The sequence below is a fragment of the Acidocella aminolytica 101 = DSM 11237 genome (genome assembly GCF_900129125.1).
Lineage (GTDB): Bacteria > Pseudomonadota > Alphaproteobacteria > Acetobacterales > Acetobacteraceae > Acidocella > Acidocella aminolytica.
In genome coordinates, this window is the sequence record NZ_FQVJ01000045.1 from 1 (window position 1) to 25,480 (window position 25,480).

General features: G+C 59.2%; 32 protein-coding genes. 22 read left to right on the forward strand and 10 right to left on the reverse strand.

Going from position 1 to position 25,480, the window contains the following annotated elements; all coding sequences use genetic code 11:
* Positions 1 to 132 precede the first annotated feature (132 nt).
* Complete coding sequence (locus BUB54_RS17150; RefSeq protein ID WP_048878742.1) at positions 133 to 660, reverse strand: ferritin-like domain-containing protein; 528 nt, start codon at positions 658 to 660, stop codon at positions 133 to 135.
* Between the two features lie 187 nt (positions 661 to 847).
* On the opposite strand from BUB54_RS17150, the gene trpB reads away from it, so the two are divergent.
* A complete protein-coding gene (trpB, locus tag BUB54_RS17155; RefSeq protein WP_048878741.1) occupies positions 848 to 2,065 on the forward strand; it encodes a tryptophan synthase subunit beta in 1,218 nt (405 codons plus the stop codon).
* Entirely contained in the window at positions 2,062 to 2,862 is an 801-nt protein-coding gene (trpA, locus tag BUB54_RS17160; protein WP_048878740.1) for a tryptophan synthase subunit alpha, read from the forward strand. The genes trpB and trpA overlap by 4 nt, the downstream gene beginning before the upstream one ends.
* Positions 2,863 to 3,069: 207 nt before the next feature.
* Here the strand turns inward: trpA and BUB54_RS20480 are convergent, their stop codons facing one another.
* A complete protein-coding gene (locus BUB54_RS20480) occupies positions 3,070 to 3,339 on the reverse strand; it encodes a hypothetical protein (protein ID WP_139284975.1) in 270 nt (89 codons plus the stop codon).
* A 211-nt stretch (positions 3,340 to 3,550) separates the two neighbouring features.
* Positions 3,551 to 4,306 carry a 3'(2'),5'-bisphosphate nucleotidase CysQ gene (cysQ, locus tag BUB54_RS17170; RefSeq protein ID WP_048878738.1) on the reverse strand — a complete coding sequence of 252 codons (756 nt, stop codon included), beginning with the start codon at positions 4,304 to 4,306 and terminating at the stop codon, positions 3,551 to 3,553.
* 84 nt (positions 4,307 to 4,390) lie between these two features.
* Here cysQ and BUB54_RS17175 point away from each other — a divergent pair, with 84 nt between their 5' ends.
* From BUB54_RS17175 to BUB54_RS17205, 7 genes are all read left to right on the forward strand, one after another.
* Complete coding sequence (locus tag BUB54_RS17175) at positions 4,391 to 5,884, forward strand: leucyl aminopeptidase (RefSeq protein ID WP_048878737.1); 1,494 nt, start codon at positions 4,391 to 4,393, stop codon at positions 5,882 to 5,884.
* A 1-nt stretch (position 5,885) separates the two neighbouring features.
* A complete protein-coding gene (locus tag BUB54_RS17180; RefSeq protein ID WP_048878736.1) occupies positions 5,886 to 6,335 on the forward strand; it encodes an urease accessory protein UreE in 450 nt (149 codons plus the stop codon).
* Positions 6,332 to 7,009, forward strand: coding sequence for an urease accessory protein UreF (locus BUB54_RS17185; protein WP_048878735.1), 678 nt, complete (start codon positions 6,332 to 6,334; stop codon positions 7,007 to 7,009). The genes BUB54_RS17180 and BUB54_RS17185 overlap by 4 nt, the downstream gene beginning before the upstream one ends.
* A 61-nt stretch (positions 7,010 to 7,070) precedes the next feature.
* Positions 7,071 to 7,757, forward strand: coding sequence for an urease subunit beta (locus BUB54_RS17190; RefSeq protein WP_048878734.1), 687 nt, complete (start codon positions 7,071 to 7,073; stop codon positions 7,755 to 7,757).
* Positions 7,758 to 7,760: 3 nt separating this feature from the next.
* Positions 7,761 to 9,467 (forward strand): urease subunit alpha, encoded by a 1,707-nt coding sequence (ureC, locus tag BUB54_RS17195; RefSeq protein ID WP_048878733.1) that lies wholly within the window; start codon positions 7,761 to 7,763, stop codon positions 9,465 to 9,467.
* A 110-nt stretch (positions 9,468 to 9,577) separates the two neighbouring features.
* Positions 9,578 to 10,234 (forward strand): urease accessory protein UreD, encoded by a 657-nt coding sequence (locus BUB54_RS17200; RefSeq protein ID WP_048878732.1) that lies wholly within the window; start codon positions 9,578 to 9,580, stop codon positions 10,232 to 10,234.
* 2 nt (positions 10,235 to 10,236) lie between these two features.
* Positions 10,237 to 10,743, forward strand: coding sequence for a DUF4232 domain-containing protein (locus BUB54_RS17205; RefSeq protein ID WP_048878731.1), 507 nt, complete (start codon positions 10,237 to 10,239; stop codon positions 10,741 to 10,743).
* Here the strand turns inward: BUB54_RS17205 and BUB54_RS17210 are convergent.
* Positions 10,694 to 10,972 (reverse strand): hypothetical protein, encoded by a 279-nt coding sequence (locus BUB54_RS17210; RefSeq protein ID WP_241869371.1) that lies wholly within the window; start codon positions 10,970 to 10,972, stop codon positions 10,694 to 10,696. The two genes, BUB54_RS17205 and BUB54_RS17210, sit on opposite strands and share 50 nt — an antisense overlap.
* Before the next feature lie 197 nt (positions 10,973 to 11,169).
* Between BUB54_RS17210 and BUB54_RS17215 the strand changes: the two genes are divergently transcribed.
* On the forward strand, positions 11,170 to 11,814 hold the full coding sequence (locus BUB54_RS17215; protein ID WP_048878730.1) for a S24 family peptidase: 645 nt from the start codon (positions 11,170 to 11,172) through the stop codon (positions 11,812 to 11,814).
* Between the two features lie 5 nt (positions 11,815 to 11,819).
* Here BUB54_RS17215 and BUB54_RS17220 read toward each other — a convergent pair whose 3' ends face one another.
* Both BUB54_RS17220 and BUB54_RS20980 read right to left on the reverse strand, forming a co-directional pair.
* Complete coding sequence (locus BUB54_RS17220; RefSeq protein ID WP_073211963.1) at positions 11,820 to 12,017, reverse strand: hypothetical protein; 198 nt, start codon at positions 12,015 to 12,017, stop codon at positions 11,820 to 11,822.
* A gap of 242 nt (positions 12,018 to 12,259) precedes the next feature.
* A complete protein-coding gene (locus BUB54_RS20980; RefSeq protein WP_158320101.1) occupies positions 12,260 to 12,406 on the reverse strand; it encodes a hypothetical protein in 147 nt (48 codons plus the stop codon).
* A 172-nt stretch (positions 12,407 to 12,578) separates the two neighbouring features.
* Between BUB54_RS20980 and BUB54_RS17230 the strand changes: the two genes are divergently transcribed.
* Complete coding sequence (locus BUB54_RS17230) at positions 12,579 to 13,214, forward strand: DNA-3-methyladenine glycosylase family protein (RefSeq protein WP_048878728.1); 636 nt, start codon at positions 12,579 to 12,581, stop codon at positions 13,212 to 13,214.
* A gap of 28 nt (positions 13,215 to 13,242) precedes the next feature.
* Here BUB54_RS17230 and BUB54_RS17235 read toward each other — a convergent pair whose 3' ends face one another.
* Positions 13,243 to 13,710, reverse strand: coding sequence for an Hsp20 family protein (locus tag BUB54_RS17235; RefSeq protein WP_048878745.1), 468 nt, complete (start codon positions 13,708 to 13,710; stop codon positions 13,243 to 13,245).
* A gap of 312 nt (positions 13,711 to 14,022) precedes the next feature.
* On the opposite strand from BUB54_RS17235, the gene BUB54_RS17240 reads away from it, so the two are divergent.
* The 4 genes from BUB54_RS17240 (at position 14,023) to phoB (ending at position 18,311) form a co-directional block, all read left to right on the forward strand.
* Positions 14,023 to 15,906 (forward strand): autotransporter domain-containing protein, encoded by a 1,884-nt coding sequence (locus BUB54_RS17240; protein WP_048878727.1) that lies wholly within the window; start codon positions 14,023 to 14,025, stop codon positions 15,904 to 15,906.
* A 153-nt stretch (positions 15,907 to 16,059) separates the two neighbouring features.
* Positions 16,060 to 16,863 carry a phosphate ABC transporter ATP-binding protein PstB gene (pstB, locus tag BUB54_RS17245; RefSeq protein ID WP_048878744.1) on the forward strand — a complete coding sequence of 268 codons (804 nt, stop codon included), beginning with the start codon at positions 16,060 to 16,062 and terminating at the stop codon, positions 16,861 to 16,863.
* An 18-nt stretch (positions 16,864 to 16,881) separates the two neighbouring features.
* Positions 16,882 to 17,601 carry a phosphate signaling complex protein PhoU gene (phoU, locus tag BUB54_RS17250; RefSeq protein WP_048878726.1) on the forward strand — a complete coding sequence of 240 codons (720 nt, stop codon included), beginning with the start codon at positions 16,882 to 16,884 and terminating at the stop codon, positions 17,599 to 17,601.
* A gap of 2 nt (positions 17,602 to 17,603) precedes the next feature.
* Positions 17,604 to 18,311, forward strand: coding sequence for a phosphate regulon transcriptional regulator PhoB (phoB, locus tag BUB54_RS17255; protein ID WP_048878725.1), 708 nt, complete (start codon positions 17,604 to 17,606; stop codon positions 18,309 to 18,311).
* Here the strand turns inward: phoB and BUB54_RS17260 are convergent.
* From BUB54_RS17260 to BUB54_RS17270, 3 genes are all read right to left on the reverse strand, one after another.
* Positions 18,308 to 18,703: a response regulator transcription factor gene (locus BUB54_RS17260; RefSeq protein WP_052948354.1), complete on the reverse strand. Its 396-nt coding sequence runs from the start codon at positions 18,701 to 18,703 to the stop codon at positions 18,308 to 18,310. The genes phoB and BUB54_RS17260 overlap by 4 nt on opposite strands.
* A 136-nt stretch (positions 18,704 to 18,839) precedes the next feature.
* On the reverse strand, positions 18,840 to 19,958 hold the full coding sequence (locus BUB54_RS17265; protein ID WP_048878724.1) for an NAD(P)/FAD-dependent oxidoreductase: 1,119 nt from the start codon (positions 19,956 to 19,958) through the stop codon (positions 18,840 to 18,842).
* The gene (locus BUB54_RS17270; protein ID WP_048878723.1) at positions 19,958 to 20,719 is read right to left on the reverse strand and encodes an alpha/beta fold hydrolase; all 762 of its coding nucleotides are present in this window, start codon (positions 20,717 to 20,719) and stop codon (positions 19,958 to 19,960) included. The genes BUB54_RS17265 and BUB54_RS17270 overlap by 1 nt, the downstream gene beginning before the upstream one ends.
* 57 nt (positions 20,720 to 20,776) lie before the next feature.
* On the opposite strand from BUB54_RS17270, the gene BUB54_RS20985 reads away from it, so the two are divergent.
* The 7 genes from BUB54_RS20985 to BUB54_RS17300 all read left to right on the forward strand — a co-directional run.
* Positions 20,777 to 20,953: a hypothetical protein gene (locus BUB54_RS20985; protein ID WP_158320100.1), complete on the forward strand. Its 177-nt coding sequence runs from the start codon at positions 20,777 to 20,779 to the stop codon at positions 20,951 to 20,953.
* A 1-nt stretch (position 20,954) separates the two neighbouring features.
* Positions 20,955 to 21,248 carry a hypothetical protein gene (locus BUB54_RS17275; protein ID WP_048878722.1) on the forward strand — a complete coding sequence of 98 codons (294 nt, stop codon included), beginning with the start codon at positions 20,955 to 20,957 and terminating at the stop codon, positions 21,246 to 21,248.
* A 131-nt stretch (positions 21,249 to 21,379) separates the two neighbouring features.
* Positions 21,380 to 22,360: a YVTN family beta-propeller repeat protein gene (locus BUB54_RS17280; protein ID WP_048878721.1), complete on the forward strand. Its 981-nt coding sequence runs from the start codon at positions 21,380 to 21,382 to the stop codon at positions 22,358 to 22,360.
* A 44-nt stretch (positions 22,361 to 22,404) separates the two neighbouring features.
* On the forward strand, positions 22,405 to 22,839 hold the full coding sequence (locus BUB54_RS17285; RefSeq protein ID WP_048878720.1) for a hypothetical protein: 435 nt from the start codon (positions 22,405 to 22,407) through the stop codon (positions 22,837 to 22,839).
* Positions 22,840 to 22,904: 65 nt separating this feature from the next.
* Positions 22,905 to 23,867 carry a sterol desaturase family protein gene (locus BUB54_RS17290; protein ID WP_048878719.1) on the forward strand — a complete coding sequence of 321 codons (963 nt, stop codon included), beginning with the start codon at positions 22,905 to 22,907 and terminating at the stop codon, positions 23,865 to 23,867.
* 12 nt (positions 23,868 to 23,879) lie between these two features.
* Complete coding sequence (locus BUB54_RS17295; protein WP_048878718.1) at positions 23,880 to 25,106, forward strand: argininosuccinate synthase; 1,227 nt, start codon at positions 23,880 to 23,882, stop codon at positions 25,104 to 25,106.
* An 87-nt stretch (positions 25,107 to 25,193) separates the two neighbouring features.
* A partial coding sequence (locus BUB54_RS17300) for a transposase (protein ID WP_139284892.1) occupies positions 25,194 to 25,480 on the forward strand: 287 nt, incomplete at its 3' end.

The window sequence follows — 25,480 nt, forward strand, 5'->3', positions numbered from 1 at the left end:
CTCAAGCGCCGTCTGCGGCGAGGATGGTTTCTTCAGCATCACAACAATGAATCAAAAACCCCCGGCTTGCGCCAGGGGTTTGTCAGCAGTCTGAAGGCCCCGAAAGGGGCCTTTTTTCTGGGGTAATCCAACTCAGAGGAGTTGGGTGGTCAGCAGATCTTCCATGTCACTGGTGTGGGCTTCCTCATCCGCGAGGATATCGTCCAGAATCGCCTTCGTCCTGGGGTCAGACCCAGCAAAATGGTCGGAAAGCTCCCGGTACAGCTCGATCACGCATTGTTCTGCGGCCAGATTTTCCTTGAACAAACGTGGCAGGCAACCCGTGGCGGCTTCAGGCGCCATGTGGCGGGTGGCCAGGCCGGCCGCGAAATAATCCGGCGCGCCGCCGAGTTCCGTGATCCGCTCAGCCAGACGGACCATATGGCTGCGCTCATCCGCGGCCTGGGCGGCGCATTCGGTGGCCACCCATTCATTTTGCAGGCCGTCAGCGGAAACAGCGATCATGCTGTAGCGCAAGACGCAGGCAATCTCAGCGGCCATGGCGGCTTGCAGCAGCCCGACCGTCTCATTTCCTTCAGCCATCATGGTCTGAGCAGAGGCCCGCAAACGCCGCACATCCGCCAGAAAATGATTTTCGCCAAGCGCACCTTGTTCAAACATAGCCGGTCCTTATACAAACCTACCGTAGATGAGAAAAGTTCTCAATTAACATATCTTTGGTACTCTGATCGAACCAGCCGATCAAGCGCTATCTCTTAGCCAACCTGCTATTTTGCATCCCACGGAATGAGGACGAGCCATGCGTTGACTGCTTTATCCTGCCGCTGTGCTGCGCTAGAAACAAGATATGAACGACCTCACCCCCAATAGTCTACGCGCCTGGCCGGATGCGCGCGGCCGCTTCGGCGAGCATGGCGGCCGCTTTGTGGCCGAAACATTGATGCCGCTGATCCTGGAACTGGAAACCGCTTATAATGAAGCCAAGGCGAACCCGGCCTTCCAGGCGGAGCTGGATTATTATCTCAAACATTATGTCGGCAGGCCCAGCCCGCTTTGGCATGCCAAACGACTGAGCCAGCATCTTGGGGGGGCCAAGATCTACTTCAAGCGCGAGGAGCTGAACCACACCGGCGCGCATAAGATCAATAATTGCATCGGCCAGATTCTGCTGGCCAAGCGAATGGGCAAGACGCGCATCATCGCCGAGACCGGGGCTGGCCAGCATGGCGTGGCCACCGCCACCGTGTGCGCGCTCTTTGGTCTGCCTTGCACGGTTTATATGGGAGCCACGGACGTTGAACGGCAGAAGCCCAATGTCTTCCGCATGAAGCTGCTCGGGGCCGAGGTTGTGGCGGTGAAATCTGGCGCCGCCACGCTGAAGGACGCAATGAACGATGCACTGCGCGACTGGGTGGCGAATGTGCGCGACACATTCTACATCATCGGCACCGCCGCCGGGCCGCACCCCTACCCTGCCATGGTCCGGGACTTCCAGTGCATTATCGGCAATGAGGCCCGTGAACAGCTGATGGAAGCCGAGGGCCGCCTGCCGGATGTCGCCATTGCCGCCGTGGGTGGCGGTTCCAACGCGATCGGGCTGTTCCACCCGTTCCTGGATGAGCCTAGCGTGAAGCTGATCGGCATCGAAGCGGCGGGCAAGGGGCTGGATACCAATGAGCACGCCGCCAGCCTCAACCGGGGCCGCCCTGGCGTGCTGCATGGCAACCGCACCTATCTGCTACAGGATGATGACGGGCAGATTCTGGAGGCGCACTCCATCTCCGCCGGGTTGGACTATCCCGGCATCGGGCCGGAACATAGCTGGCTGCACGACATCAAGCGCGTTGAATATGCGGGCGTGACGGATGACGAGGCGCTGGCGGCGTTCCAGCTCTGCTCGAAGCTGGAAGGCATTATTCCGGCGCTGGAATCCGCTCATGCCATCGCGCATGTTCTCAAAATTGCCCCGCAAATGGGCAAGGGGGAGATCATTCTGCTCAACCTTTCCGGCCGGGGGGATAAGGATATTTTCTCCGTCGCCAATTATCTGGGAACCGAACTATGAGCCGCATTGCAGGTGTATTCGCGGCTCTGCGCCAGGAAGGGCGCGGCGCGCTGATTCCGTTTGTGGAGGCCTTCGATCCCGACCGCGCCACCTCCCTCACCTTGCTGAAAGGCATGGCGGAGAACGGTGCGGATATCATCGAGATCGGCATGCCCTTCACCGACCCGATGGCGGACGGCCCGACCATTCAGGCCGCCGGGCGGCGGGGGTTGCAGGCTGGCGCCACGCTGAACGGCGTGCTGGAACTGGTGACCGAATTCCGCAAGGAGAATGATCACACCCCGCTGGTGCTGATGGGCTATCTGAATCCTATTCTGTCCCATGGCGTTGAGGCGTTCTGTTTCGATGCTGCCAAGGCCGGGGTGGATGGTCTGATTATCGTTGATCTGCCCGCCGAAGAGGCGGATCTGGTGCTGCCTTACGCCAAAGAGAACAAGCTGGATGTGATCCGACTGATTGCCCCAACCACCTCCGACGAGCGGTTGCGGCATGTGCTAGCAGGGTCATCCGGCTTTATCTATTACGTCTCCATAACCGGCGTAACCGGTACCCGCACGGCCTCCGCCGCGGATCTGGCACGGGATATCCCGCGTATCCGCACGGAGACAGACCTGCCGATTGCCGTTGGCTTTGGCGTGCGGACGCCAGACCAGGCCGCCACCGTGGTGGCCCATGCGGATGCCGCGATTGTCGCGTCCGCGTTGATCGACACGCTCTGCAAGGAAAACGCTGAAGCGGTGATCCGCGATGTGCGGGCCCTGGCGGATGCCGTAAGGGGCGTGCGTAAGGCCGCCTGATGCAAAACAGGGCAGGACGCCGTATTTTCTGCGTTCCGGCCCTGTTTGTTTTCTGCATCCAGCGTTACAGAGGAGGTGTTGCGCCTCCATTTTGTGGCGGCACCGGACCTGGGCCATAACTGTAAGGCTGGCCATTTGGTCCGCCTCCCCGACCATACATGACGCATCCCGACAAGACCGCCCCCAGCAACAGAGCCATCAACAGCTTCAAACGCATTGCCGCCTCTCCCGTGGTGCTGGCCGGTTATGGGTGCCCGTAATCCGGCCGCCCATCATAATCGCCGTCAGGGGAATGATCGTGATCTTGATAACGCTCCCCTTCACCCGCGTTATGCTGGGCGCCAGGTTGATAATGTTGTCCCCCATTTTGCGGGTAGCCTGCACTAGGCGGGCGGCCTCCGTCGGGCGGCGGTGGCGGTTGATCGCCATCATGCCAATCATTGTGCGACGGTGGGGGCGGCGGATGGCCGTCATCATGCCAACTGCCCGAGTTGATGATGACGCCGCCGGAAACATACCCATGCGGTTGGCCATAATAGCCGGAGGAATATGAGCCCCCCGGACCGTATCCATAGCCATCAGGGCCATAGACACAACCGGTCAGCAACCCGGCTAACAACAGCGGAACCAGAGCGTGTTTCATATTAAAGATATAGGGAGCCGCCCTCGTGGCTGCATTACGGCAAGATTAGAACAATCCCCAGGCAAAGAAATCCGGGTTCTCCCAATGCGGTTTGCCGTAGCGTAACGGCTTGCCCCCGCGGATGAGCACGGCACCGCCCGCTGCTTCCAGCACGGCCTGGGGGGCAGCTGTATCCCACTCCATCGTACGGCCGAGGCGGGGGTAGAAATCTGCCACACCTTCCGCGAGGCGCAGGAATTTCAGCGCCGAGCCGATGTTGGTGAGGTGCGCCACCTTATGCCGGGCAAGGCAGACTTTGAGCTCCGGTGCATCCTGATAGTGGCGCGAGGCAAAGACAGTAATGCCTTCAGGCGGGGCGCGGCGGGCGGCGATTTTCTGCTCCAGCTCCCCACGGCGCTGCCACGCCCCCTGCCCCACGGCACCGAAATGCAGCTCGTTAAAGGCCGGAGAGGCGACAGCCCCTAAAATTGGCGCCCCATTCTCGATAAGGCCAATGCAGACCGCGAACTCATCCCGCCCGGCGGCGAATTCGCGGGTGCCGTCCAGCGGGTCCACAAGCCAATAACGCCCGCTGGGCGCGGTAATGCGCCCCGCGGCGACTTCTTCCTCCGCCACCACGGGAATATCCGGCATGGCGGCGCGCAGACCAGAGGTGATCAATGCCTCGGCCTGCCGGTCCGCCACTGTAACAGGCGTGGAGTCGATCTTGGTCTCAACGGCGAAGCCCGCCGCGCGAATGGATCTGATGGCAATAGCGGCCTCGTCGGCCAAGCGCACGGCGAGGGTAAGAAACTCCTGCATAGCCTGTCTCTAATCCTGTCCGCATGGCTGGCCAAGATGCAATGCGGTGATATGGTTATGACCAACAGATGACGGAGTGGTCGTATGGTTGAGATTTTGTTCGGGAAGCTGGCACTGCCGAAGGAAGGTGTTCTGGTTCTGCCCGTCGGCGAGGATCTGCCTTTGACTGGCGAGGCCGCAATGCTTGATGAAAGCCTGGAAGGCGCCCTGAGCAACGCGATGCAGGCAGCCGAGTTCAAAGGCAAGGCTGGGCAGAATCTGAACATCTATGGCGTCCGGCCGTATAAGCGCGTGCTGCTGGTGGGAGCCGGTAAGGAGGACGCCCCTCGCCGCGCGGAATTGCTGGGCGCGGCGATCGCAAGCTCCCTGAGCAAAGAGAAAGAGGCCGCGATTCTCACCCACGGCTTCACCGCGAAGCAGGCGGCGGAGATTGGGCTCGGGGCAAGGCTGCGCAGCTATAAGTTCGACAAATATCGTACCACCCAGAAGCCGGACGAAAAAGCCAAGCTGAAGAAGCTGACATTCCTGACCGGCGCGCCAAAAGACGCCGAGGCCGCGTGGGAAAGCGCCGGGGCCGTTGCAACCGGCGTGGAATTCACCCGTGACCTTGTGACCGAACCAGCGAACGAACTGTACCCGGCGGAATTTGCCGAACGGCTGGAGGGGCTGAAAAAGCTCGGGCTGAAAATTGAGGTTTTCGGCCAGAAGGAGTTGGAGAAGCTGGGCTTTGGAGCCTTGCTCTCCGTCAGCCAGGGCAGCGTGCATGAGCCACGCATGGTGGTGATGCAGTGGCTTGGCGCCTCGGGCAACGGTGACAAAAAGGGCGCCAAAAAGCCGAAGGACCCGCTGGTGTTCGTGGGCAAGGGGGTCACCTTTGATACTGGCGGCATTTCGCTAAAGCCCGCCGCCGGCATGGAGGACATGAAATGGGACATGGCCGGGGCGGGCACCGTCTCGGGCCTGATGGCGGCACTGGCCGGGCGCAAGGCCAAGGTGGATGCGGTGGGTCTTGTGGGCCTCGTGGAGAACATGCCTTCCGGCTCGGCCACGCGCCCGGGCGATGTGGTGAAGAGCTATGCGGGCAAGACTGTTGAAATTCTCAACACTGACGCCGAAGGGCGGCTGGTTCTGGCGGATGTGCTTTATTACGCGCAGGAGCAGTTCGCGCCAAAATTCATGGTAAATCTGGCCACGCTCACGGGCGCGATTATTGTTGGACTGGGGCATGAATATGCTGGCCTGTTCTCCAACAATGATGAATTGGTAAGCAAGCTTGTGGAGTCCGGCAATGCGGTGGGCGAAAAGCTTTGGCGGATGCCGCTGGCCAAGGAAGGCGAAGCTTACGATAAGGAACTGGATTCCGCCATTGCCGATGTAAAGAATATCGGCGGTGGCCGCGCAGGCGGCTCCATTACCGCCGCTCAATTTCTGCAACGCTTCGTGAACACCACGCCCTGGGCGCATCTGGATATCGCGGGCATGGCCTGGGGGACGAAAGATGCGGGGGTAAACCCGAAAGGGGCCACAGCCTTCGGCGTGCGGCTACTAGACAATTTCGCGCGTGGGTTTGAAGGCTGAAATGTCTGAACTGTTGCTCGACAAAATTCTGGGCGACCGGAACGAGCCCAATCTGGCCAAGAAACTTCATGATCTTGGCCATCATGGGGGGCAGGTCGAAACGCTAGTGGTGAGCGCGGAGGATCTTCCGCGCCGCCGTTTTCATGCGCAAACAGACCATGGCACACCCTGCTTCGTAGCATTGCCGCGCGATGTTGCCCTCACTTCCGGGGCGGTATTGCTTCTGACAGACCACAGGGCCGTGGTACTGAAAGTGGGCGCACAGGACTGGCTGAAGCTGCAACCACAAAATAATGGCGGGCTGGAGCTTGGTTACTTGGCTGGCAACATGCATTGGCGAGTGCGCTTTGAGGATGGTTGTTTGCTGGTGGCGGTGGATCATCCGCGTGAAACCTATCTCTCCCGGCTGCATGAGCTGGAATATGAAGGCAAGGTGAAGGTGCTGGGATGAGCAACATCCTTGCCCTGCTACGCGGGCTGCAATTTGCCGACGGGCAATTTCCTTCTGGCGGGTTCGCGTTTTCCTGGGGGGTGGAGAGCCTGGCGGCGGATGGGCTGCTGACCCGCGCGACGTGGCCAGAGTTTCTAACCGGGCAGATGGAACATCGCTGGGCTCCGCATGACCGGCCCTTGGTAGCTCATGCCTTCCAGGCTTGGCAGGACCAGGAGGCGCTGATGGAGTTGGATGAGTTGACGGAAGCACTGTCCATCGCCACCGCCGCGCGGGAAGGTTCGCGCCGCGCCGGGGCGGCCTTGCTAGGCACGCATGCGCGTCTGGGTACGCCCGGCGCCGCCTCGTATCGGACATTGGTGACGGCGGAAAAAACCCCTGGCCATCTACCTGTGATCACCGGGCTAGTGCTGGCGGGAGCGGGGCTGGACCTGGCGACAGCCTTAGCGGTTTCCGCGCATTCCGCCGCGCAATCTCTCGGATCAGCGGCAGTGCGGCTGGGGATTATCGGCGCGCTGGATGCGCAGACGGCGTTGCAGAAAATCCAGCCCTGGCTTGCAGAAATTCTGGCAGCGCCGATCCCGCCGGTAGATGAAATCGGCAGTTTTACCCCGCTGGCGGATATCGCGATGATGCGCCACCCGTTCCAACAGCAGCAGCTTTTTTCGAATTAGATCTTTTGAGGCTTTTTTAAAAAGCTTCACCAAAAAACTTTTAAAAAATTTAGGGACCGCGATGAACCTCTCACCAACCGAGCTTGAACGGCTGATCATCTTTACGGCGGCCGAACATGCGCGAAGATTAAAGGCGCGGGGCGCGAAACTTTCCCACCCGGAAGCGGTGGCGCTGATCGCGGATGAAATGCTCCTCGCTGCGCGGTGCGGGCAGGTTTACGACGAGATCGTGAACATGGCGGCTAAGCTGCTAACTCCCGCGGATGTTGAACCCGGCGTGCCGACGCTCACGGAATTTGTCGCCGTGGAGGCGAGTTTTCCCGAAGGCACCAAGCTGGTGATCGTTTTCCGCCCCATTGCAGACGGCACGGAGGATGGGGAGGTTCCCGGAGATATTATCCCGGCTAAAGGCGAAATTGAGCTGAATGAAGGCCGCGAGCGCGTGGAGATTGATGTGCTGAACACCGGCGACCGCGACATTCAAGTGCGTAGCCACGCGCATTTTTTTGAAACCAATCCGGCCTTGCAGTTCAACCGGCGGGCGTCCTTCGGCTTCCGGCTGGATGTGGCGTCCGGCTCCGGCGTGCGGTTTGAGCCTGGTATTTCCCGCAAGGTTAAGCTGGTGGCAATGGCAGGCGACCGCATCATTCATGGCCAGGGCGGGCTGACGCGAGGACGGCTGGATGATCCGGAGATCGCAGCGGCCGCCCTCGAAGCTGCCCGCGCACGTGGTTATAAGGGAGCCTGAGCCATGGTGAAAATGACACGCTCGGATTACGCCGCCACGTTCGGCCCCACCAAGGGCGATATGATACGCTTGGCCGATACCGGACTGCTCGCCGAGATCGAGCATGATTACACGGTTTATGGCGACGAACTGACCACAGGTGCTGGCAAGGCCATGCGTGATGGCGAAGGCTTCCAGACCACCGGCACCCGTGCCAGCGGCGCGCTAGATGCGGTGGTGCAGAACGCCACCATCTTCGACCCGGTGCTGGGCATCGTGAAAGGCGATATCGGCATCCGCGATGGGCGGATTGTCGGCATCGGCAAGGCGGGCAACCCGGATATCATGGCAGGGGTACACCCTGATCTGCGGACTGGCCCCAATACCGCCGTGCATCATGCGGAGCATTACATCATCACCGCCGGCGCCATTGAGAGCCACGCGCATTTCCTTTGCCCGCAGCAGAGCGAGCACGCGCTAGCGGGCGGCACCACCACCATGATCGGCATGTCACCGGGGCCGTATTTTGATGTCTCCTGCTCTGGGCCAGAAATTCTTGGTCAGATCATCCAGGCCGCAGATTATTCGCCGTTGAACTTCGGCTTTCTGGGGCGTGGCTGTTCTGACCCGGGGGCGGTGGAGGAAAGCGTGTCCGGCGGCGCGCTGGGCGTGAAGATCCATGAGGATTTCGGCGCCTCGGGCGATGTGATCGATGGCTGTCTGATCGCCGCCGACCGCAATGATTTCAGCGTGTGCCTGCATACGGACACGATCAATGAATATGGTTTCTGCGAAGATACCATCCGCGCCATCAATGGCCGCTCCATCCATATGTTCCACACGGAAGGTGCTGGCGGCGGCCATGCTCCGGACCTGCTGCGCGTGAACGGCCTTGCCAATGTGCTACCCGGTTCCACCAACCCCACCAACCCCTTCACAGCTTATGCGCTGAATGAGGGGTTGCCGATGACCATGCTGGCGCACGCGATGAACTGGCGGCTGGCGGAAGACCTTGCCTTCGCGGAATCCCGCGTGCGCCCGCAAACCATGGCGGCGGAGGATTTCCTGCACGACATGGGCGCCATCTCCATTTTCTCGACCGACAGCCAGGGCATGGGGCGGCTCGCGGAAAACCAAGCTAAATGCTGGCAGTTGGCAAGCGTGATGAAAAAGCGCCTGGGCCGTTTGCCGGAGGAAAAAACCGCGCAGGCTGATAATGAGCGCATCAAGCGCTATCTCGCCAAGCTCAACATCAACCCGGCCATCGCGGCGGGGATTGATGCACATGTTGGGTCCATCCAGCCGGGGCGCATGGCGGATCTGGTATTCTGGCCGCGTGCGAGTTTTGGTATCAAGCCGCGCGTGGTGATGAAGAACGGCTTTATCGTCTGGGCCACGTGCGGCGATGGCAATGGCTCCATGATGGATAGCGAACCAAACCTCCAACGCCCGATGTGGGGTAGCCTTGGCGGCTCGCCCGCGCGGCTGGGTGTGACGTTTGTGTCCCAGCTTGCCATTGAGGCGGACCGGCACCGCAAGCTGGGAGTGCAAAAGGCGTTCCTACCCATCAGCAACACCCGCCACCTCGGTAAGGCAAACATGCTGCACAACAAAGCCTTGCCGAAGATTGAGGTGGACAGTGAAACATTCGAGGTCCGCGCGGACGGCCGGGTTCTGGCGGGAGAACCGGCGGCTCATGTGCCATTGAACCGCAGCTATATGTTGCGATGACGCAGCTTAGTCTATGTTTCGCGCCAAATGACGCAGGCCGCACGATCTTAACGGAGCGCCGTGCCGGATATCCTTACAGCGTCACCGCGCCCATCAGGCAACCGGGAGGAATGGCACAACTCACGCTGCAGTCCATCTCCGGCGGGCTGTATGGCGGAGAAAGGCTGGCGCAGCATATCACGCTTCGTCAGGGTGCCCATGCACGCCTGATCCAGCCCGCAGCCACAACCGTCCGGCGCAGCGCCAAGGCCAGCCCCGCCGCGCGCCAGAGCATTATTCTGGAAGCGGAGGGGGGTGCACGGCTGGTCTACGCCTCCCGGCCGTTGATTATGCTGCCGGGCTCGGCGTTGCATCAGAACTGGGACATTCTTCTTTCGCCCGGTGCGCGGATTATGTTCTGGGATGGATTTGTCAGCCATAGCCCTAACGGCGAAGTGCCGGACTGGTCTCTTACCTCCCGTATGAGCGCCCGCACGCGGGAGGGCAAGCTGCTGGCCGCCGAGCGTATGGTTGTAAAAGGCGCGTCTCTGGGCGCAGGGTTTCAGGGGGCCACACAGACGTTTGGTGCGTTTGGAAAATTCTGGTGCCTTGGCGCGCCGCCGGGCCAGATTGAACACCGCGTGTTGCCGCAGGGGCTTGAAACCGCCGCAACCGGTATAACGTCGCTCCCTGCCGGGGCGGGGTTTACCATCGCCCTCGCGGCGGATACCGGCGGCGCGTTGAGTAGCGCGATGGAGCGGATATTGGCTTGGTTGGAGGAGGTTTGATCATGACGCTGCGCTTTTCTGCGTTCCTTTGTCTGGCTTTGCTCGGCCTCGGCGGTTCCGTGGCGCGGGCAAATACATTGCCTGTCTGCCAACAGGATCAGCTCTCTCTCGGATTCGATACTGAAAATGGTGCATTCAATGGCATGTCTCATTCCGGTACCTTGCTGGTTGTGCGCAATCTTGGCCCCCGCCCCTGTCAGATGCCTGCTTTTCCTCAACTGATGCTGCTGGATACCCAGGGCCGGAAATTACCGATTGTCACACAACCTCAGGGAAAGGGCGAACCACCCGGCATTGCCGTGGGCGCCGAGGCGACGGCTGGTTTGCGATGGGTGTCCTCGCCCGTATTCACCAACAGCAAATGTCTGCGGACGACCCATCTTGAACTCATCTGGTCCGGCGGAACCCTGAAGAAGACTTTGAATGTTCTTATCTGCGGCCCTGACGCGGGCCCAACCATCATAACACAGCCGCCATTGGTGACTGACCCTGTTCTGCCACATCGCTAGACCAGCGGGCACAGTTTAATCCCCTGCCCCCGCCCGGCAACGCTGGTAATGCGACCCCCTCGGCGGCGCTAAGCATCACCATATCGCCTTCGGTCATCAGATCCGCCGCATCGGTGAAATACCATGGATTCACGGCGTCGACGAGATTGTCGTTCCCGGCCTTGTAATGCCAGAGCGTGAAACCGTTGGCGTAAGCGAGCACCAAGAGATTGCACAACGTGAAAGACACAAGCTTTACCCCCCTCTTGCTTACTACTTAAAGTTGCTTTATGCTAGGTTTGTATTCCTGCACTGAGAACAAACAAGAACATAATTCGCTTTCACGCAAATTTTTTAACGAAATATCGGACAAGATTCCTATTTCGCCTTCCGCTCATCAAAAGAACCTTTTAGGGTTTTGTTCTTGAACGATTGACCGGTTGAGCCATGCGGCATGATGATATTTGGCGCGCGATTGATACGCTGGCGGCGGAGCGTGGGCTCTCGCCCTCAGCGTTGGCGCGCCAAGCTGGGCTAGACCCGACCAGTTTCAATCCCTCCAAGCGGCGGACTCCAGATGGCCGATTGCGCTGGCCCTCAACTGAGAGTCTCGCCAAAATTCTCGATTCCACCGGTGCTAGGCTTGAGGAGTTTTCCGCCCTTGTCACGGGTGCCCGGGCTATGGCTGAGGTACGGCCAAAGGGGCGCACACGCCTGCCGCTGATCGGCATGGCCCAGGCGGGAGGAGACGGGTATTTTGACGATGGCGGCTACCCGGCTGGCGCGGGGTGGAATGAGATTGAACTGCCCAGCGTGGCCGATGCCAATGCTTACGCGCTCAGCATCAGCGGGGAGTCGATGCTGCCAGTCTATCGGCCGGGCGATACGGTTATTGTATCTCCGGCCGCGCCTGTGAGGCAGGGAGACAGGGTTGTCACCCGGACAAGCGATGGCGCGGTGATGGCCAAGCTGCTCCTACAGCGTACCGCCAACCGCGTTGAGTTAGCCAGCCTAAACCCTGAATTCCCGGATCTGCGCTTTCAAACCCGGGACATTTTATGGTTGCACAGAATTGTCTGGGCGAGCCAGTAGCTAGGTTAGTGCCCCCACCCGTGGTCATCGTCGCCACCCCATCCCCACCAGCCACCGATAACCACCGGCGCAGGCTGCACTACGACTGACGGCGCGGCGTAATAGCCTGAACTATAGCCGTATCCGTAACCATAACCTGAAGGGTAATAAACGCATCCGGCCAGGGCGGCGCCCATCAGCGCCAATAACGCCATCGGACGCATAGCCGCGAAAGCATGTAATCTTGTCCTGTTCCGCATTTTTTCAATTCTCCGCCACGCTATGCAATATGTGCACTATCCAAAAAAAAGCTGATTAATAGCAGAAAGTTTGCGGCACTTTTGCGGCAGAAGCTGAACCTGGATGTAAAGCAATGAAACATTAGCCGCCATATTTAAGACATGCCCGTTCCCTAAAGGCCGTCTCAGCCCAGCCAATTGTAGCGGGGCTATGTTAAAGGAAGTTCTTAGATGGCTATGAATTCAGCCAAAGCGTCTCGCAGCGCCGCGTTCGCGGCGGTTCTTTCCTTGGGAATCGGCAGCTTTGCCATGGCACAGCAATCCCCCCAAGCTGCGCCTTCCACGTCGCTCAAAGCGCCCACAAGCCACACCACAACACATCATAAGGCAACCACGCACCATAAGAGCGTTCATAAAGCCTCAGCCACGCATCACAGCAAAACGAAGCATAAAAAAGCGTCACATAATCCAGCCAACACAGCTGGTGACATGACCGCTAAGCCGTAAGCAGCTTGCCCGTCCAGGCGGGTACTGCGAGTATGCGGCATGGATTTGCCAAACCAGCACCTCTCCAGGGTTGACCCCCGCCTGGGCGTGTTAATTAAGCGCGTCGGGCCGCTTAAATTACCTAAGCCCGAACATAATGATCTCTACCCCGCCTTACTTTCAGCCATCGCGCACCAGCAGCTTCATTCTAATGCGGCGCAAGCCATTCTGGGTCGGCTGAAATCAGCCTGCGGCGAGGCCCTTCCCACACCCGCACACCTGCTTGGGCTGACAGATGAAACGCTGAGGACATGCGGATTTTCAGCCACCAAAATGGCGGCCCTGCGTGACTTAGCTGCCAAGGCTGTGGACGGCACCATTCCATCCCGCACCCGCGCTTTAAGGCTGAGCGATGAGGCGTTGATCCAGCGCCTTATCAGCATACGCGGCGTAGGACGCTGGACGGTGGAGATGCTGCTGATCTTCACGTTAAAACGCCCCGACGTGTTTCCCGTGGATGATTTTGGGGTGCGGGAAGGATATAAAATCCTGCATGGGCTGGAACAACAGCCAAAGCCCAAGGCCTTCTTGGAAATAAGCTTGGCTTATGCGCCCCACCGGACACGCGCCACACTTTATCTCTGGCGCGCGGCCGATGAGCTTAAAAAGCCCGGCACCGTTCTCAACAAGGCCTGAACGGACCGGGCCGGTTTAAAAGTAAACTTTAGGCAGCGTGTGGCAATTCAGACTGTGTTCCGGCCTCGATGCTCCGTGCCCCATGCTGGGCCGTGGTAATTTCAATCCGACGCGGCTTGGCGCTCTCAGGTACCACACGGCGAAGGCAGACATTCAGCAGCCCATTCACTAGCTCGGCGCCATCCACTACCATATGCTCCGCCAGCACGAACCGGCGTTGGAACGCACGGGAGGCGATCCCGCGATGCAGGAACTCGCCCTTTGTCTCATCGCCCAGATTGCCCGAAACCACGAGCGCGTTATCCTTCACCGTTATCTCGATATTTTCCGGCGCGAACCCAGCAACCGCTAGGCTGACACGGTAAGTATCCTCACCGGTCTTTTCGATATTATAGGGCGGGTAGCTGGCTATATCCTGCGGCAGCGTGTCCACGAGCCGGGCCAGACGGTCGAACCCGACAGCAGTACGGAATAGCGGCGCGAAATCATACGTCATGATAAAACCCCCTTCAAAAGCAAGGTATATTAGGTCAATTTTGAAAATGCTCTTGCGGCTCCCAAACTGGCGAACCGTATGAGCGCCTGCTCCCTCAGTGAGGCGAGTGGGCACCATTTATAATAGGAAATTTTCCTGGCGCTTCAAGAAGAAATAAGCGGAGGAAAATCGCGGCACCATGCAAACCCGTCCTTGGCCCGGCGACTATTATGCTGGCGCTTGACAACGAACTCGAATCCTTTTTTCGTCGTAAATCTAACCTTAACGTAATACAACGATTGAATTCGTAAGAAGGACGAGGGAGACACGACCATGAAGAAGTCCCGGCTTTTGGCAGGCGCCGCTCTACTGGGGGTACTGGCCGCGCCAGCCGCACGGGCAGGCAGCCTGTATGTGTTTGGCGACAGCCTGTCCGATAACGGAAATCTCTATAAACTTACTGGCCAGCCGCCCGCGCCATATTATGAGGGCCGGTTTTCCAACGGGCCGATATGGGTGGAATATCTGCCCACCCTTACCGGGCTGAATTTCTCCGCCAGCAACGACACGGCTTATGGCGGTGCCTTTACCGGCGACCTGACCATTGGCAGGATGGATCTGGGCACCAATCTCGAAAGCCAATCACTGCCTGGGATCAATACGGAAATCGCCGATTTCGCTGCCGCAGGGGGCAGTTTTTCTAATACAGACGTGGTAACGCTATGGGGTGGGGCGAATAATTATTTTGCTTACGCTGCGGCCGTGCAGGCCACCCCCTCGGCCGCTACCAGCTTGATCACGCAGGGCGTCAGCACCACCCTCACCCAGCTGACTGAGGACACCAACGCTCTGATTCAGCTGGGGGCGCGGATGCTGATTGTACCCAACCTGCCGGACCTTGGCCTGACACCCCAATTCAACACTTCCACCCAGGGCATAGCCTTGGGTGATGCGTTTTCGCAGGCGCATAACGCCAATCTACCTGCGCTGATGCAAGGGCTGCACCAAGCCAGCGGCGCCAACATTATCGTGCTCAATACCGAGGCGTTGCTCAACCGCGTAGTGGCCGATCCCTCGCTCTATGGCTTTACCAACGTCACCAATGCCTGCCTCTACACAGCAAGTTGCGTCACCGGCAGCACCGCCATCCAGGACAGCTATTTATTCTGGGACAAGGTTCACCCTACCACCCATGCACAGGAGATCATCGCTGAATATGCCGCTGCCTCGCTGCGCGGGTTTGAGGGGCTGACCGTTCCCGGACGGTTGGGCAATAATGCGGCGCAGAGCTTCACCAACCTGCTGAATGGGCGGTTGGATGCGTTGCAGAATGGTGCCAGCGGCGCGTCTTACAGCATTAGTGGCGTGAATGGCGGCGTAGCGGACCCGTCTCACCCGTTGGGGCTGTTTCTCGCCGTGACCGGGCAACTCGGCAACCGGAACAGCGAAGGGTTTGATCTGGGCTACCGTTATCGCAGCGCCGTTACGGCATTGGGGTTGGATGCGCGGATCAACAACCATCTCACGGCTGGCGTGGCGCTGGCCTATAATATCAGTCACGCGGATGTAAGCGGCGGCGGCACAGTGCAGGACAACGGGGTTGATGTCGGCGTTTACGCGCTGGCAACCGAAGGCAACGCCTATGCCAAAATGACCGCCGGTTATAACGCGGATTCATACAAAACCGAGCGCGCCGGTGTAATTGGCGGCATTACTGGCAAGCCGAATGGCGGCACCTGGAGCGCCAGCGGCGCAGTGGGGCTACAGTTTCATCCGCTGCCGATTGTGGCTGTTGGGCCTGAATTTGGCCTGACCTATACCAACAGCAAGGTGGACGCTTATACCGAGAGCGGCGACTCACTGCTCACGCAAAGCGTTTCATCCCAGACCTTCCAGCAGCTTATCGGCAGTGTTGGTGTGAATGCCGCCTCCACGCTGCGGATGGGCGGCGTCAGCTTTGCCCCTTATGCCAGTGTCGCGGCGCAGTTTTTGCTCTCCGGGCAGAACAACCAGTTTTCCTCCTACTTCACGGACATGCCTGGCGTGACCCTGACTAGCACCTTCCCGCATCAGCCCGGCAGCTGGGGACTGTTCAGCGCCGGAGCCAGCGCCAGCCTCAGCCAGAGTCTGAACGCCAACCTCGCCGTCAGTAGCACGGCCTTCAAGGCCGATGGCAACGATCTGCAATTAACCTGTAACGCGGTCTGGCGATTCTGATCTCTCCCGCCAGGGCATTTTATGCGCTGGCCGACTATGTTAATATAATTCCCATGAGCGCCACGGTTTCCGTCATCTAACCTTCACGCTACTGTCATCGTATTGTCACAGAACGCGCCTATGGAAGCGCTCATGGAAAAAGCGAGTCTTAATATGTCACCGGAAGCCGCCTTGCCCGCCGCCCTGCAACAGGCCAACGTGGCTGAATCTCGGGTTTCCATTCGTAATCTGCATTTCTATTATGGTGAGACGCACGCTCTCAAGGACGTATCGATCGACCTCCCGGACCGCCAGACAACCGCCATGATCGGACCATCCGGTTGCGGCAAATCCACCCTGCTGCGTATCCTTAACCGTATGTACGACCTCTATCCCGGCCAACGCGCGGAGGGTGAGGTCATGATGGGTGAAGACAACATCATTGCCCCCGGCATGGACCTGAACCGCCTGCGCCGGCGTGTCGGCATGGTGTTCCAGAAGCCCACCCCCTTCCCCAAATCGATCTACGATAACGTGCTGTTTGGCGTGCGCCTGCACGAGAAGCTCTCAAAGGCCGAAGCCAATGAGCGCGTTGAGTGGGCGCTGACCCGCGCCGCGCTTTGGGGCGAGGTGAAAGACCGGCTGCACAGCTCCGCCCTCGGGCTTTCCGGCGGGCAGCAGCAGCGGCTTTGCATTGCCCGTTCCATCGCCGTACGCCCCGAGGTGCTGCTGCTCGATGAGCCGACCTCGGCGCTCGACCCGATCAGCACGCTGAAAATCGAGGAACTGATCGACGAACTGAAACAGGATTTCTGTATCGTCATCGTCACCCACAACATGCAGCAGGCGGGCCGTTGCGCGGACCAGGTCGCCTTTTTCTATCTGGGTGAGCTGGTGGAGGTTGGGCCTTCCAGCCAGATTTTCACCGCCCCGCGCGAACGCAAGACCCAAGAATACATTACCGGCCGGTTCGGCTAACAGAGAAAGTAGAATCATATGGCCGATGAACCGAAGCACATCGTCTCCAGCTTCGAAGCTGACCTCAAGAAACTCCGCGACATGATCGCCAATATGGGCGGTCTGGTTGAACGCGCGGTAGCGGATGCCTCCTCGGCGCTGGTGAATCATGACCCGGAGCTGGCCTCTCGGGTGATCGAGAATGATAGCCGGATCAATACCGAGCAGCACAATGTCGAACAATTCGCGGTGCGGCTGCTGGCGCTGCGCCAGCCGGTGGCGGATGACCTGCGGCAGGTTATCCAGGCGCTGAAAGTAGTGAATGACCTGGAGCGCGTGGGCGATTATGCCGCCAACATCGCCAAGCGCAGCATTGTCATCAATCAGGTTGCCAGCAACTTCCCACTCGCCGGGCTGGGCCAGATGGCGCGCCTTGTGCAGCAAAACCTGCAAGCGAGTATCGACACGGTCGGCGAATCCGACCCGCAGAAAGCCATCGCCGTATGGCGGGCGGATCAGATGGTGGATGATTTATATAACACGATTTTCCGCGAGCTGATCACTTACATGATGGAAGATGCTCGCAACATTACCGCCTGCACGCATCTGATGTTCATCGCCAAGAATCTGGAGCGCATCGGCGACCACACCACCAATATCGCCGAACTGACCTATTACGCCATCACGGGTGAAAATCTGCCAGATTTTCGTCCGAAAGGCGATGTTACCTCCACTTACGTTCACACCACCACGAACTGAGCATGTCCGAATCGAACAAGCCTTACGTTCTCATTGTTGAGGACGAGGCGCCGCTTGTCACCTTGCTGCGCTACAATCTCGAAAAACAAGGGTTCCGGGTCGATGATGTCGGCGACGGGGGGGAGGCGCTAACACGCATCACCGAAACGCCACCTGACCTATTGCTGCTGGACTGGATGTTGCCAACTATGTCGGGCATCGAGTTGTGCCGGCAGTTGCGCCGCCGCCCCGCGACTCGCACGCTGCCAATCATCATGCTAACCGCTCGTGCGGAAGAGCAGGATGCGGTACGCGGGCTCGATACCGGGGCGGATGATTACATCACCAAGCCTTTCTCGACCGAAGCATTGATCGCGCGGATTCGCGCTTTGTTGCGCCGGTCGGGTTCCGTGCCGCAGAAGAACAAGCTGAGCTTCCACGACATTTCACTGGACCCGGCCTCTCACCGCGTGCTGCGTAACGGGCGCACATTGCATCTGGGCCCCACGGAGTTCCGTCTGCTGGAGTTTTTCCTGCGTCATCCCAAGCGGGTTTTCTCGCGTGAGGACGTGCTGAACGCGGTCTGGGGGCGGGATATTCATGTGGAGCCACGCACGGTGGATGTGCATATACGGCGTCTGCGCAAGGCCATTAACGGCCCGGGAGAGATTGACGTGGTCCGCACAGTCCGCGCCGCGGGTTACGCGTTGGATCTGGAAGACATCGCTTAACGGCCAGGCAAAGCGGCTGAGCGGGCCAGCGGGCCACGCCTGGAAAGCCCCTCAACCCGCGCCAGGAGCTCTGAAAACACAAAGGGCTTGGCCAGGTAGTCATCCCCGCCCGCGCGCAGGCCGGAAACCTTGTTATTTGTTTCTCCCAAACCAGAGAGAATCAACACAGGCGTATCGATTTGCTCTGCCCGCAGGCTAGCAATCAACTCAAGCCCATCCTCATTTTCGGGCAGCATGCGGTCCAGAATAATAACGTCAAACCGCTCACTGGCCGCTCGCAAACCTCCTGTTGCCACTGTATCCGCATGAATCACACTGTGCCCCGCCTCCCGCAGGCCCTTGATCACGAAAGAGACAACATTTTTGTCGTCTTCGATCAACAAGATACGCACTCTTTTCTCCCAAGCTGCCCGATGAGTGGCAATATTGCTCTGACACACTATTTGGCAGGGGTATTCCCCTGGTCAATGGCCAAGGAAAAAAGTAGAAAAATTTAGAATTTCGTAACCAGAACCAGAATCAAAACAACTAACGATCCACACGTCTGAATCGCATCGGGTCAATCTCCGGCAAGATGGATGCGGCGGCACCTGGATCCTCATGCTTAATCATCGCTGCAATCAAAGAGGAGGCTGCGGGGACGGTCTGGATACCGTACCCCCCCTGCCCCACGGCCCAAAAGAAGCTTTCTGCTGCATTGTCATAGCCAAACGCCAGGGTGCGGTCAGGGGCAAATGTGCGCAGCCCAGCCCAGCTATGCTCCACCCGCTTCACCTCGATATTCAGCGCGTGCTGCATACGGTCAATCCCGATAGCGATATCGAGTTCATCCGGTTGCACATCATGCGGGATATCAGGGGTTTCGTCGCAGGGTGTGACCATCAGCTTAGTCCGCGCCTCGGTACGGACATACCAATCATGAGAGGCGGATTGCACCATGGGCCAATGCTCCACCTGAAACGGCGCCGGGTCGATTATGGCCGCAGTGCGGCGGCAGGGTACCATCCCAATCGGCGCCAGCCCAGCGATCTCCGCGACCCGATCTCCCCATGCACCGGCAGCATTCACCACGATGGGGGCATTGATCACCAGTCCGCCCGATGTCTCAACCTGCCAAGCACCCGCCTTGCGTTCGATCCGCCCTGCCCGGTTGCGCAGCAAAATCTGACCGCCGCCCTGGCGCATCTTACGCAGAAAATATTGATGCAGCCCGGCGACATCCATGTCGAACCCATCCACCTCCAGCGCCGCGCGGGTCGCGTAGCCGTCGATCATGGCGGGGCAAAGCGCCTTGGCTTTTGCCAGGGAGACCTCCTCGATCCCGAGATCCTGGGCAATCAGTTCATCAAGATGCTCCCCTTGATCCGCTGGAGCCAGATATAGAATCGAGCGATCAATCGCGAGGTGATCCGTGCCAATGTCCTCAGGGGGTGCTTTGAAGAAATCGCGCGATAACCCGGTCAGCACCCGCACAGCGGGCGGGCCGTAATTGCGGACCCATATGGCCGCCGAACGACCGGTGGTGTGATAGCCCGCCTGCTCCTCAGCCTCCACCAGCGCAACACGGTGGGTGGGCGCAAGCCGCGCCGCGATGGAGGCACCTACAATCCCCGCGCCGATCACGGCCACATCAAAATTCTCACTCATTAGGCGAAAAACTCCCGGAGGGCTGTAATCACTTGCTCTGGCTTATCAGCATGCAGCCAATGCGCCGCCCCGGCTACACGCTCGATTTTAGCCTGAGGAAAACGTCGCAGAATGGCGGCCTCCGCAGCTGGGGTCACATAATTGGACTCCGCGCCGCACAGGAACATTGTGGGCCCCTCATAAGGCGCGGCGTTTGGCGGGTCGTCCCACCGAAAGAGATTGGCCATGTTGGCACCAATCTCATCCAGCCCCACGCGCCAACGCGGCACGGCGCCGAGCACGAGGTTGTTCAGCAAAAACGCCCGCATGGGAGCTGCCTTAACCTTGGCAGCGAGGGCTTGGTCCGCCTCCCCGCGCGTAAGCGCTGAGGAAAGCGGAATGGCCTGCAAGGCATCAACATAGCCGGAATAATCATGCTGGTAGCTCACCGGCGCAATGTCCATCACCGCCAGCCGCTCCACCATCTTTGGCCGGGAGAGTGCTAGCATCATCGCCACCTTGCCGCCCATGGAGTGACCGCATAACCTCACGCGCTCTAACCCCAAATGGGCCAGCGTCTTCGCCACATCCGCCGCCATCACGGCATAATTCATCTCCGCGGCGCGCGGACTGTCGCCATGGTTGCGCATATCTAGCCCGATGACGCGGTAAGAGCCGGAAAATGCCCGCGAAAGCAGGCCAAGATTACGCGCCGCGCCAAACAGCCCATGCAGCAGCACCAACGGCGGGCCGTCACCAGCCTCGAAAGCGTTTAATATCATGCCAATATCTTTGTCCTATTAGACGAAAATCTCAAGCGCCCGCCACCGGAAACGGCTATGGAGGCTGGCTCTATACAATTTCTGGTTGTTGCCATCACGCTGCCGATTCTGGCCCTTGTTTTGTTTCTGCCGCACGCAGGGGGTGCGGGGCGGCTCATGCTGCTGGCGGCATCCGGCGCGATTCCCACAGCGACCTTATTGGCGCCGCCCTCTCTTCGCTTTGTTCACTGTTGATTTGACCTGGCTTGGCGAGGCCAGCAACCTCTCTCAACGGTTGCTGGTCCGGCTTTATTTCATCCACGCCATGCAGCAATCGCCTCGGGTTGGCTGGGGCATGGGGGCGGGAAAGATCATCATTCCGCGGGATACCCATATCGCTCATCTTCTCGGCACTAACGTGGCGCATAATAAATATCTCAGGATCGGCGGGGAGGGCGGCTTTCTAGGGGCAGGGTTGTTAATTACGCTAATGGCCTTGTGGACTGTGCATGGCTCGCGTCCCCTGCCCCCGCGCGGCGATGGCTCATAAGGCTTGTTTTCATTGCCTTTGCCTTACAATGCATTACGGATAACACACCACATTACCACGACCGGATCTATATTCTTCCTTTGGGTAAGCGCCATCTTCGCAAACGCGCGAAACGGGTCTAGAGCGGCGATATGCTCACACGCCGCACCGCGCTCACTCTGCCCTTCGCCCTCACCGCAACACCCGCTTGGGCCGCCGGCAACCCCCTCGCGTTCGTTCTGAACTCTGCGGCGGGGTCCGTTAGCATCATCGATATGCAAACACGGCAGGTAGTCCGCACCGCGCCCACCTATCGCGAGCCAAGCCACTGGGCACTGACCCGGAACCGCTCCCAGCTGCTAATTTGCGATGCCGGGGGCAATGCCCTGTTTTTCTTCGATCCCGTCACCGGTGCTCCGCTTGGCCACCGGCGCATCGCGGATCCGTATCAAATCGGCTTCACGCCCAACAATAAATATTTTGCTGTCAATGCTCTGCGGCTGGATTTCGTCGATATCTACGACGCCACGACCTTGGCGTTGGTGAAGCGCTTCAAGGCTGGGCTATGGCCAAGCCATCTGGATTTCTCGCCCGACTCGCGCTGGTCTTTCCATTCTATGCAGAACTCCAACACGCTGGTCTCGTTGGACCTGACAACACTCACTAAGCGCTGGAGCGTGAAAGTGGGCGAAACTCCAGCGGGCGTGCTGTGGCTCAACGGCAAGGTACTAGTTTGCATCATGGGCGCTCGCGGCTTTGTGGAGGTGGACCCACTAAACGGGCGCATTACCCGCCGCGTGGTCACGGGCGACGGCGCGCATAATATCTTCCTCGATACACGCCGGAACATCCTTTACGTCTCCAACCGTGGCCCCGGCCAAACCGGCCTGACCGCGCTTGACCCGGAAACCTTTGAAATTCTGCATAACTATCTCATCCCAGGCGGGCCGGATGATATTGGCATCGACCCTTCGGGACATATCTGGGTGTGCCTGCGCTATGCAGAATCAGTGGCGGTGCTGAACCCTGACACGGGGGCGTACAGCACCATCCCGGTGGGGCGTTCACCGCATGGCATTTTCCTGAGTACGCTACTACGCCAAAAAGGGCTGATCACGGCCGAGCGTATCTGACGGTAAGCTGGCCAGGACAGCCGGGCGCACGGTAGCACACCGCCATGCCCGCTCCGCTGCCCCGGCTTTTTCTGCCCGGTTGTTATCTGCAGGCAGTGAAGCGGCCTGGGGCCACACATGCCCGCCGCCAACTCTTGACTGACGACGCGATGACTTGCCTGCTGCTGGCAGCAACCGCGCGCCCCACCAGCCTGAGGCTGTTGATCGGCCCACTTTGTCTGTTTAGGGGGTTTTGGGCGCTTTACGAGCTGTTTGATTGGGACAATGACCGCTGCGCCGCACGGCTGGAGGCTGAGCGTGTACTCAGCCTCGGTTTTACCGCCGTACCGCACTGCTTTCCTGTGCAAGCGCCGGCATTGCTGGCTCAGTCGGCTTTCCTGGCGCGGTGGGATACGTGGCGTGCGTTAAGCGGTGCCAAATGGCTGTCCCGCGCGGCGAAACGAACGGACAGCCCTGCAAGTTCATCTCGCCAGCGGTAGCAGATTAGTGTAGAAGCTAACGTGCCGGACAGCTTGGCCCGGCTTCTTCTGAGGCAGGCGCCTGCATGAGTCTGGACCGTTTCTTCTCCAATATCGCCGGGTATATGGACCATTATCTGGTGCTGCCGGTACTGTATCATTTTCACTGGATGGCTTGGGACGACTTGGCCTTCGATTGGTGCCTGATCTGCGTTTACGGGCTGTTCGCGGTGTTCGTCACCTACGCAGTCTGCCTGCCGCTAGAGGCCTGGAAGCCAGTGGAAAAATGGCCGGACCAAAAGGCCGTGCTGGTGGATGTGTTCTACACTTTCCTCAACCGCGTGGGTGTGGTGCCGATTGTAACATTCGTGCTGTTTTACCAGGTGCAGACCTGGACAACCGGCTTTGTGGTGGAACGCGGCTTTATTCCCCCCACGTTGGACAGCCTGATCCCCGGCCTGCTGGGCCACCCGCTGCTGACATTCCTGCTTTACGCGCTGATCCTGGATTTCGCGGATTACTGGCGACATCGCCTCTCCCATTCCTTCCGCTGGTGGTATGCGCTGCACTCGCTGCACCACGCCCAGCGACAAATGAGCTTCTGGTCCGATGACCGGAACCACCTGATCGATGACACGATCAGCTTCCTTTGGTTCTTCATCATCGGGCTCATTATCGGCATACCGCCGCTGCAGTTCCCTCTGCTTTTGATGGGGCTGAAATTTATCGAGAGTCTTAGCCACGCCAATATCCGCCTCTCCTTCGGGCCGCTAGAATGGCTGACTGTTTCGCCGCGCTTTCATCGCTTCCATCACGGGTTACGCGCCGCCGGGCGGAATAGCTGCAATTATGCGTCCGTTTTCCCGGTCTGGGACATTATTTTCCGTACCGCCGACTTCCGGGACGAGTATCTGCCCACCGGCGATGCCCATGCGCCAGAGGCCCTGGCCACTGGCAATTATGTTCAGCAGCAGGTCACGGGACTCAAATTATTCTGGCGGGCCTTGGGAAAAAGCTGGATAAGCCTTGGCATGGGCCGCGCGGCGTAATAAGCCGCGCACATGGAACAGAAAGTCAAAAAGGTCGTCCTGGCTTATTCCGGCGGGCTGGACACTTCGGTCATTCTTCGCTGGCTGCAGAACACCTATAACTGCGAGGTAGTGACCTTCACCGCCGATCTCGGCCAGGGGGAGGAGCTGGAACCCGCCCGCAAGAAGGCCGAGATGTTCGGCATCAAGGAAATATTCATCGAGGATCTGCGCGAGACCTTCGTGAAGGACTTCGTGTTCCCGATGTTCCGTGCCAATGCGCTGTATGAGGGCCAGTACCTACTGGGCACCTCCATCGCCCGGCCGCTGATCGCACAGCGCCAGATCGAGATTGCCGAAGCCGTCGGCGCGGACGCTGTGGCCCATGGCGCCACTGGCAAGGGCAATGACCAGGTTCGCTTCGAGCTAGGCTATTATGCACTGAACCCGAATATCCGCGTAATCGCCCCTTGGCGCGAATGGGACCTGACCAGCCGCACCAAGCTGCTGGAATATGCCGAGGCAAACCAGATCCCGATCACCAAGGACAAGCGCGGCGAGGCCCCGTTCTCCGTGGACGCGAACCTGCTGCATTCTTCCTCTGAAGGCAAAATCCTGGAAGACCCTGCTGTTGGGCCGGATGAAATTGTATTTCAGCGCACTATCTCACCCGAGGCCGCGCCTGATAAAGCGACGGAAATCACAATCGAGTTCAAGAACGGCGATGCCTTAGGTATCAATGGCGAGGTGCTAAGCCCGGCCACGATTCTCAGCCGCCTGAACGAATACGGCAAGGCCAATGGCATTGGCCGTCTGGATCTGGTAGAAAACCGCTTCGTGGGTATGAAGTCCCGCGGCGTGTATGAAACGCCAGGCGGCACCATTCTGCTGGCAGCGCACCGGAGTATAGAGTCTATCACGCTAGACCGCGAGGCGGCCCATCTGAAAGACAGCCTGATGCCGCGCTATGCGGAGCTGATTTATAACGGCTTCTGGTTTTCACCGGAGCGCCGGATGCTACAGGCTGCCATTGACGCCTCACAGGCTTCCGTGAACGGCACGGTGCGACTGAAGCTTTATAAAGGCAATGTGATCGTGACCGGACGCGAGAGCCCGAACTCACTCTATAACACCCGCATGGTCACGTTTGAGGACGATGCCGGCGCCTATAACCAGCAGGACGCAGCGGGGTTTATCAAGCTGAACTCGCTCCGCCTGCGGCTTGGTGCCGCCATTGGGCGGCGCGGCGGCGGTCTCTGAAAAAGGAAAAGGAAGGGCGCTTGGGCGCCCTTTCAGACTGCTGACAAACCCCTGGCGCAAGCCGGGGGTTTTTGATTCATTGTTGTGATGCTGAAGAAACCATCCTCGCCGCAGACGGCGCTTGAGATTGTTACATTGGACAGCCTGGTCCCGGCGGACCACCTGCTGCGCAAGATCGACGCTGTGATTGATTTTACGTTCATCCATGATCTGGTGGCCGGGCTCTACTGCCCGGATAATGGGCGGCCGCCGCTGGATCCGACCTTAATGTTCAAGGCGCTGTTCCTTGGCTACCTGTTTGGCATTCGCTCGGAGCGGCAACTGGTGCGCGAGATCGAGGTGAATGTCGCCTATCGCTGGTTTTTGGCGCTAAA